Annotated in this window: 1 protein-coding gene; it reads right to left on the bottom strand. The window is 71.9% G+C overall.

What is annotated here, in order from left to right:
- Positions 1-1,284, bottom strand: a 1,284-nt coding sequence (locus FLV34_RS39260) for an acetyl/propionyl/methylcrotonyl-CoA carboxylase subunit alpha (protein ID WP_261986084.1), incomplete at its 3' end; no start/stop codon positions are given.
- Between the last annotated feature and the right edge of the window lie 2 nt (positions 1,285-1,286).

Below are 1,286 nucleotides of genomic sequence, written 5' to 3'. Positions count from 1 at the left end.
GAACGGCTCGCCGGTGAAGGCGGGGTCGTTCACCACGGCCCGGTGGAACGGCACCACGGTCGGCATTCCGCCGATCTCGAACTCGGCCAGGGCCCGGCGCGACCTCTCCAGCGCCTGCGAACGGGTCGCGCCGGTGACGATCAGCTTGGCCACGAGCGAGTCGAACGCCTGCGGCACGCTCATCCCGGCCTCATAGCCCGCGTCCAGCCGTACGCCGGGGCCGGACGGGACGCGCATCGAGGTGATCGTTCCCGGCGCGGGCAGGAAGCCCCGGCCCGCGTCTTCGGCGTTGATCCGGAACTCGATGGAGTGGCCGCGCAGCTCCGGGTCGTCGTAGCCCAGGGCCTCGCCGTCGGCGATGCGGAACATCTCGCGCACGAGGTCGATGCCCGCGACCTCCTCGCTGACCGGGTGCTCGACCTGCAGGCGGGTGTTGACCTCGAGGAAGGAGATCGTGCCGTCCTGGCCGACGAGGAACTCGCACGTGCCCGCGCCGACGTAGCCCGCCTCGCGCAGGATCGCCTTGGAAGAGGAGTAGAGGAGTTCGAGCTGCTCGCCGGTCAGGAACGGGGCCGGGGCCTCCTCCACCAGCTTCTGATGGCGGCGCTGGAGGGAGCAGTCGCGGGTGGAGACCACGACGACGTTGCCGTGGGAGTCGGCCAGGCACTGGGTCTCGACGTGCCGGGGCTTGTCGAGGTAGCGCTCGACGAAGCACTCGCCGCGCCCGAAGGCGGTGACGGCCTCGCGTACGGCGGACTCGTACAGGTCGGGGATCTCCTCCATGGTGCGGGCCACCTTGAGCCCGCGCCCGCCGCCGCCGAACGCCGCCTTGATGGCGATCGGCAGGCCGTGCTGCCGCGCGAAGGCGACGACCTCGTCCACCCCGGAGACGGGGTCGGGGGTTCCGGCCACGAGTGGGGCGCCCACGCGCTGCGCGATGTGCCGGGCCTGGACCTTGTCGCCCAGCGCGGTGATCGCCGCCGGCGGCGGGCCGATCCAGATCAGGCCGGCGTCGAGCACGGCCTGGGCGAAGCCGGCGTTCTCGGCGAGGAAGCCGTATCCGGGGTGGACGGCGTCCGCGCCGGTCTTCCTGGCGATCGAAAGGAGCTTGTCGATGTCGAGGTAGGTCTCGGCCGGGCTCTGCCCGCCGAGTGCGTGCGCCTCGTCGGCCACCCGCACGTGCAACGCGTCCAGATCCTGGTCCGCGTAGACCGCGACGCTGGACAGCCCGGCGTCTGCGCAGGCCCGGGCGATCCGTACGGCGATCTCACCGCGATTGGCGATCA

The sequence above is a fragment of the Microbispora sp. CSR-4 genome (genome assembly GCF_008033685.1).
GTDB lineage: Bacteria > Actinomycetota > Actinomycetes > Streptosporangiales > Streptosporangiaceae > Microbispora.
This window is presented reverse-complemented; position numbering and strand designations above follow the sequence as displayed.